We start from the raw sequence: 6,430 nt of genomic DNA, 5'->3' as shown, positions 1-6,430 counted from the left end.
GCGCGGTGCTGAATTTGTGAAGTGCATCCTTGCGACGGTTCGCGATCTTGGCGTGGATGGCTCGCGCGCGGGTTTTCCTGCCGGCACGCTGGGCAATGGCCAACTTGCCTTAATCGCCCATGGTCACGGATGTTGCGATAGCTCAATTCGTTCAGGTAATTCCAGACAGTGTTAACCGTCCGCGCCCACGCGCGCAGAATGGACGCATGCCTGTCCTTGATGCGCAATTGGAGGGTTTTGGTGGTTTTTATTCTCGATTGGCCTTTATCAATATGATCCAGTAAAGTAGCGACTTTAACATGGCTTTTTCAAGGTTGGTCTAATGGAAAATTCAAGAACTGGGCGTCATTGCGTGTTCATGCTCCATGCTCATCTGGTGTTTGTTACCAAGTACCGGGGTCGGGTATTCGCGGCAGAGCACTTGGCCAAGCTAGAAGAGATTGCGCGTGGTGTATGCGAGCAGTTCGAAGTGCAATTGGTCGAGTTCAACGGGGAGCAGGATCACGTACATATGCTGGTCAATTTCCCGCCCAAAGTGGCATTGAGCAAGCTGGTCAACAGCCTAAAGGGCGTCACATCCCGCAAGCTGAAAATGTATTTCCCGGAAGTGATGCAACCAGCCTGGCAGGGGAATGCGTTATGGTCGGCCTCGTATTTCGCCGGCAGCGTAGGCGGTGCGCCATTGGACGTGGTTCGGCGCTACATCGAGGAGCAAGACAGGCCGGCGTAATGGCGCGCAGTTCGCACGCCTCGCTATCCCTCCCCGCACTAAAGTACGGGGTATCTCGCGGAGAAAACCGATCGAGCGCCGCTAGCGCGACGCTCGACAGTGCTCAATGCTTAATCATCACATGCCGCACACAGGTGTAATCCTCCAACCCATACATCGACATATCCTTCCCATACCCCGAATGCTTCTGCCCCCCATGGGGCATTTCGCTGACCAGCATGAAATGGGTATTCACCCAGGTGCAGCCATATTGCAGGCGCGCCGCCAACCGATGCGCCCGCCCGGTGTCGCGGGTCCATACCGACGAGGCCAGGCCGTACTCGGAATCGTTGGCCCATTCCAGCGCCTGGGCTTCCTCGGTGAAGCGTGTCACCGACACTACCGGGCCAAATACCTCGTGGCGCACGATCTCGTCATCCTGCAAGGCATCGGCCAGTACCGTCGGCTCGAAGAAGAAACCATCCCCCGCCAGCGCTTTGCCGCCGGTGACCAGGCGGATGTGTGGCTGGGCGATGGCACGTTGCACCAGGCCAGCGACCTTGTCGCGATGCTGGGCGCTGATCAGCGGGCCAAGTTCGGTGCCGTCGGCCTCCTGCAGGCCCGGTTTGAGGCTGGACACCGCTTCGCCCAGGCGTTCGACGAAACGGTCGTAGATGCCCTCCTGCACATACAGGCGGCAGGCCGCCGTGCAGTCCTGGCCGGCATTGTAGAAGCCGAAGGTGCGGATGCCTTCGATGGCGGCATCGACGTCGGCATCGTCGAACACCAGCACCGGTGCCTTGCCGCCGAGTTCCATGTGCATGCGCTTCACGCTGTCGGCGGTGGCGCCGATGATGTGTGCGCCGGTGGGAATCGATCCGGTCAATGAGACCATGCGTACCTTGGGGTGGGTGACCAGAGGATTGCCGACGGTCTGACCACGGCCGAAGAGGATGTTGAGCACGCCAGCAGGCAGCACGTCCTGGGCCAGTTCACCCAGGCGCAGGGCGGTCAGCGGAGTGAGTTCCGAGGGCTTGATCACCACGGTGTTGCCCGCCGCCAGGGCCGGGGCGATCTTCCATGCCAGCATCATCAGTGGGTAGTTCCAAGGCGCGATCGAGGCCACCACGCCCAGCGGATCACGGCGGATCATCGAGGTGTGGCCCGGCAGGTACTCACCTGCCGCCGAGCCGCCCAGGCAGCGTGCGGCACCCGCGAAGTAGCGAAATACGTCGGCAATCGCCGGCAGCTCGTCATTGCGTGCGGCGGCGAGTGGCTTGCCGCAGTTCTGCGATTCCAGGCTGGCGAGCTCGTCGGCGTGTGCATCGATGATATCGGCCAGCGCCAGCAGGGCCAGCGAGCGCTCCCGTGGGCAGGTTTGCGACCAGGTCTCGAAAGCCTGATCGGCAGCCCGCACCGCAGCGTCGACCTGGGCCTCGGTGGCTTCGTTGATTTGCGCCAGGGCCGTACCCCGGGCCGGGTCGAGCACGGTCCAGGCCGGGCCTTGGCCGGCCACCAATTGACCGTTGATCAGCATTCGGGTTTGCATGGGGACTCCTCCAGGGTCATTTGCCGCTGCCCGCGACGCTTTCGCCGCCGCGGGTCAGGTAATAGGCGCCGAGGATCGGCAGCATGGTCACCAGCATCACCAGCATGGCGACCACGTTGGTCACTGGCACGTCGCGTGGGCGGCTCAGTTGATTGAGCAACCAGATGGGCAAGGTGCGCTCGTGACCGGCGGTGAAGGTGGTGACGATGATTTCATCGAACGACAGGGCGAAGGCCAGCATGCCTCCGGCCAGGAGCGCCGAACCGAGGTTGGGCAGGATGATGTAGCGAAACGTCTGCCAGCCGTCGGCGCCGAGGTCCATCGACGCTTCGATCAAGCTCTGCGACGTGCGACGCAGGCGGGCGATGACGTTGTTGTAGACGATCACGACGCAGAAGGTGGCATGGCCGACGACGATGGTGAACACCCCAGGTTCTATGCCCAGACGCTTGAATGCCGAAAGCAGAGCGATGCCGGTGATGATGCCGGGCAGGGCGATTGGCAGGATCAGCATCAGCGAAATGCTCTCCTTGCCGAAAAAACTGCGTCGATACAGCGCCGCCGAAGCCAAGGTGCCGAGTACCAATGCGATCAGCGTGGCCAGGCAGGCTACCTGCAACGACAGCTTGATGGCTTCGAGCACGTCAGATCGGGCGAAAGCGACCGTGAACCAGTGCAGGGTGAAGCCCTGGGGCGGGAAGCTGAACGCGGCATCCTCGGTGTTGAAGGCATAGAGGAAGATGATCAGGATCGGGAAGTGCAGGAACACCAGCCCGCCCCACGCCGCCAGGCGCAGGCCCACGGAGGCTCGCTCAGAGTGCATCGAAAGCCCCCAGGCGCTTGACGATGGACAGATAGATGGCGATCAGCACGATCGGCACCAGGGTAAAAGCCGCGGCCATTGGCATGTTGCCGATCGCGCCTTGCTGGGCATAGACCATGCTACCGATGAAATACCCCGGCGGCCCGATCAACTGCGGCACGATGAAGTCACCCAGGGTCAGTGAGAAGGTGAAGATCGAGCCGGCGGCGATGCCTGGGATCGACAGTGGCAGGATCACCTGCACGAACGTCTGCCGCGGCCTGGCGCCAAGGTCTGCCGAGGCTTGCAGCAACGACGGTGGCAGGCGTTCGAGCGCCGCCTGGATCGGCAGGATCATGAACGGCAGCCAGATGTACACGAACACCAGGAAGCGGCCCAGATGCGAGGTCGACAGGGTGCTGCCGCCGATACCCGGTACCGCCAGCGCAGCCTGCAACAGCCCTTCCAGGTGCAGCAGTTGGACGAACCACTGGGCCACGCCGCCCTTGGCCAGCAGTAGGGTCCAGGCGTAGGTCTTGACGATGTAGCTGGCCCACATCGGCATCATGACTGCGATATAGAAGAATGCCTTGGTCTTGCCGCTGGTGTAGCGAGCCATGTAGTAGGCGATGGGAAAGGCCAGTACGGCGCTGGCCAGCGACACGGCAACGGCCATGGTCAGGGTGCGCAGGATGATGTCGAAGTTGGAAGGAATGAACAGGGCGGCGAAGTTGGCCAGGGTGAGATCCGGTGTCACCGCCATGGTGAAATCGTCGAAGGTATAGAAACCCTGCCACAGCAAGTTGAGCAACGAGCCCAGGTAGATGGCGCCGAACCAGGTCAGCGGCGGTACCAGCAGCAGCGCCAGGTAAAGGTTCGGGCGCCGGTACAGCAGGTTGCTGGCACCACGCAGGGGGCCGGGTCGGGCAGCGGCGGTTGCGGGATTGCTCATTTCAGGCCCCCTCGACAGGCATGCTGTCCCGCAGGGCCGTCATCGCTTCGCGGGGCCAGTGTGCCTGCACACGCTGGCCGGGTTGCCAGGGCTGGGGCTGTGCCTGCCAACGGTCGTTGGCCTGGCTCACCGACAGCAACTGGCCGCTGTCCAGTTGCAGCTCGTAGCGGGTTGCGCTGCCCTGATACTGCACGTCACGCAGTACGCCGCTGACCCGGACCGGGTCGCCCGCCATCGCCGGCTCGCCCAGGCGGATGTGCTCGGGGCGAATGGAGAAGGCCTGGGCGTTGCCACTGAGCTGTTCGGCAAGGGCCCCGCGCAGCACATTCGAGGTCCCGACGAATTCGGCGACGAAGGTGGTGGCAGGCTTCATGTACAGGTTGCGCGGGGTGTCGACCTGTTCGATACGGCCACGATTGAACACCGCGACCCGGTCGGACATCGACAGGGCCTCGGTCTGATCGTGGGTGACGAAGATGAAGGTGATGCCCAGTTGACGCTGGAGCTTCTTCAGCTCGCCCTGCATCTGTTCGCGCAACTTCAGGTCCAGGGCGCCCAACGGTTCGTCGAGCAGCAGTACCCTTGGCCGATTGACCAGGGCGCGGGCGAGGGCGACACGCTGGCGCTGACCGCCAGACAACTGCGCCGGCTTGCGCTGAGCAAAACCGGTCAGGGCGACCATGGCCAGCGCTTCCTCGGCTCGGCCATGACGTTCGGCCTTGGCTATGCCCCTGACCTTGAGGCCGTAGGCGATGTTGTCGAGCACGTTCATGTGCGGGAACAGCGCGTAGTCCTGGAAAACGGTGTTGACGTCGCGCTCGTACGGCGGCACACCGGCGGCCTCGACCCCATGGATGCGAATCGAGCCGCTGCTCGGTTGTTCGAAGCCTGCGATCAGTCGCAGGCAGGTGGTCTTGCCCGAGCCTGACGGGCCGAGCATGGAGAAGAACTCGCCGTCGTCGATGTCGATGCTGACCTGGTCGACGGCCTTGACCTCGCCGAAGGTGCGGGATACCTGGGTGAACTGGACTGCTGGGGGCATGGGCGGTACTCAGCTGTACTTGTGTTACCTCTAGTGGCCCCTTCGCGGGACAAGCCCGCTCCTACAGGCGAATTTGTGGGAGCGGGCTTGTCCCGCGAAGGGGCCACCACAGGCTCAATGGACCTCAACGCCCTCCCATGATCGCGATGTAGTCCTGGGTCCAGCGGCTATAAGGTACGAACTTGCCGCTCTGGGCCTGGGGCGTCTTCCAGAAGGCGATCTTGTCGAAATTGTCGAAGCCATTGGTCTTGCAACCTTCGGCCCCGAGCAGCTCGCTGCTGGTGCAGGCGGCGGGCACCGCCGGCAGCGAGCCGAACCAGGCCGCCACATCGCCCTGGACCTTCGGTTGCAGCGACCAGTCCATCCACTTGTAGGCGCAGTTGGGGTGCTTGGCCTCGCTGTGCAGCATGGTGGTGTCAGCCCAGCCGGTAGCACCTTCCTTCGGAATGGTAGAGGCCACCGGCTGGTTCTCGGCTTTCAGGCCGTTGACCATGTAGCCCCACGAACTGGAGGCGACCACGCCTTCGTTCTTGACGTCGCTCATCTGCACCGTGGCGTCATGCCAGTAGCGGTGCACCAGCGGTTGCTGCTGGCGCAGCAGTTCCAGCACGGCCTTGTACTGGGCCTCGTTCAGCTCGTAGGGGTCCTTGATGCCCAGCTCAGGCTTGGCCGACTTCAGGTACAGCGCGGCGTCGGCGAGGTAGATCGGCCCATCGTAGGCCTGTACGCGGCCCTTGTTCGGCTTGCCATCCGGCAGGTCCTGCGGCTCGAACACCACGCTCCAGCTGGTCGGCGGCTGCTTGAACACCGTGGTGTTGTACAGCAGGACGTTCGGCCCCCACTGGTAGGGCGTGCCATAGACCTGCTTGTCGACCACGTACCAACCCCCATTCTGCAGGCGTGGGTCGATGTGCTTCCAATTGGGGATCAGCGCCGTGTTGATCGGCTGCACGCGCTTGCCGGCGATCAGACGCAGCGAGGCGTCACCCGAGGCGGTGACCAGGTCGTAGCCGCCCTTGGTCATGAGACTGACCATTTCGTCGGAGGTGGCGGCCGTCTTGACGCTGACCTTGCAGCCGGTTTCCTTTTCGAACCCCGTGACCCAGTCGTAGGCCTTGTCGCTTTCACCGCGCTCGATGTAGCCCGGCCAGGCGACGATATCCAGGCGCCCTTCGCCGTCGCCCAGGGCCTTGGGCAAGTCGGCGGCCTGCAGGCTTGCGCAGGCCAGCAAGGCGCCGGTCACGGCGCCGAACAATGCGGTCTTGTGCACTGACATGGTGTTCCCTCTTCGTGGAGATTTTGCTCGGGGCAGTCATCAAGAAAGGGTGCAGCGATCGTTATAAGCGTAGTGCGGATATGCAAGGTGTTGGCGAAGA

General features: G+C 62.9%; 6 protein-coding genes. 1 reads left to right on the top strand and 5 read right to left on the bottom strand.

What is annotated here, in order from left to right:
* Positions 1-322 precede the first annotated feature (322 nt).
* A complete protein-coding gene (gene tnpA / locus KY379_RS07280) occupies positions 323-730 on the top strand; it encodes an IS200/IS605 family transposase (RefSeq protein ID WP_133326135.1) in 408 nt (135 codons plus the stop codon).
* Between the two features lie 103 nt (positions 731-833).
* Here tnpA and KY379_RS07275 read toward each other — a convergent pair whose 3' ends face one another.
* The 5 genes from KY379_RS07275 to ydcS all read right to left on the bottom strand — a co-directional run bounded on the left by KY379_RS07275 (position 834) and on the right by ydcS (position 6,330).
* Positions 834-2,258: a gamma-aminobutyraldehyde dehydrogenase gene (locus tag KY379_RS07275; protein ID WP_133326133.1), complete on the bottom strand. Its 1,425-nt coding sequence runs from the start codon at positions 2,256-2,258 to the stop codon at positions 834-836.
* Between the two features lie 16 nt (positions 2,259-2,274).
* Positions 2,275-3,081, bottom strand: a complete 807-nt coding sequence (locus KY379_RS07270) for an ABC transporter permease (RefSeq protein WP_133326131.1) — start codon at positions 3,079-3,081, stop codon at positions 2,275-2,277.
* Positions 3,071-4,012 carry an ABC transporter permease gene (locus tag KY379_RS07265; RefSeq protein WP_133326129.1) on the bottom strand — a complete coding sequence of 314 codons (942 nt, stop codon included), beginning with the start codon at positions 4,010-4,012 and terminating at the stop codon, positions 3,071-3,073. The genes KY379_RS07270 and KY379_RS07265 overlap by 11 nt, the downstream gene beginning before the upstream one ends.
* Before the next feature lies 1 nt (position 4,013).
* Positions 4,014-5,054, bottom strand: a complete 1,041-nt coding sequence (locus tag KY379_RS07260; protein ID WP_196172822.1) for an ABC transporter ATP-binding protein — start codon at positions 5,052-5,054, stop codon at positions 4,014-4,016.
* 124 nt (positions 5,055-5,178) lie between these two features.
* The gene (gene ydcS, locus KY379_RS07255) at positions 5,179-6,330 is read right to left on the bottom strand and encodes a putative ABC transporter substrate-binding protein YdcS (RefSeq protein WP_261239476.1); all 1,152 of its coding nucleotides are present in this window, start codon (positions 6,328-6,330) and stop codon (positions 5,179-5,181) included.
* Between the last annotated feature and the right edge of the window lie 100 nt (positions 6,331-6,430).

The organism is Pseudomonas sp. HD6422 (genome assembly GCF_025377065.1).
Lineage (GTDB): Bacteria > Pseudomonadota > Gammaproteobacteria > Pseudomonadales > Pseudomonadaceae > Aquipseudomonas > Aquipseudomonas putida_U.
Note: the sequence above shows the minus strand (reverse complement) of the source record. Positions and strands in the feature narration are given on the sequence as shown.

Excerpts from the sequence above, each read along its gene's own strand:
- tnpA (WP_133326135.1), top strand. The coding sequence starts at position 323 with ATGGAAAATTCAAGAACTGGGCGTCATTGCGTGTTCATGCTCCATGCT.
- KY379_RS07275 (WP_133326133.1), bottom strand. The coding sequence starts at position 2,258 with ATGCAAACCCGAATGCTGATCAACGGTCAATTGGTGGCCGGCCAAGGC.
- KY379_RS07270 (WP_133326131.1), bottom strand. The coding sequence starts at position 3,081 with ATGCACTCTGAGCGAGCCTCCGTGGGCCTGCGCCTGGCGGCGTGGGGC.
- KY379_RS07265 (WP_133326129.1), bottom strand. The coding sequence starts at position 4,012 with ATGAGCAATCCCGCAACCGCCGCTGCCCGACCCGGCCCCCTGCGTGGT.
- KY379_RS07260 (WP_196172822.1), bottom strand. The coding sequence starts at position 5,054 with ATGCCCCCAGCAGTCCAGTTCACCCAGGTATCCCGCACCTTCGGCGAG.
- ydcS (WP_261239476.1), bottom strand. The coding sequence starts at position 6,330 with ATGTCAGTGCACAAGACCGCATTGTTCGGCGCCGTGACCGGCGCCTTG.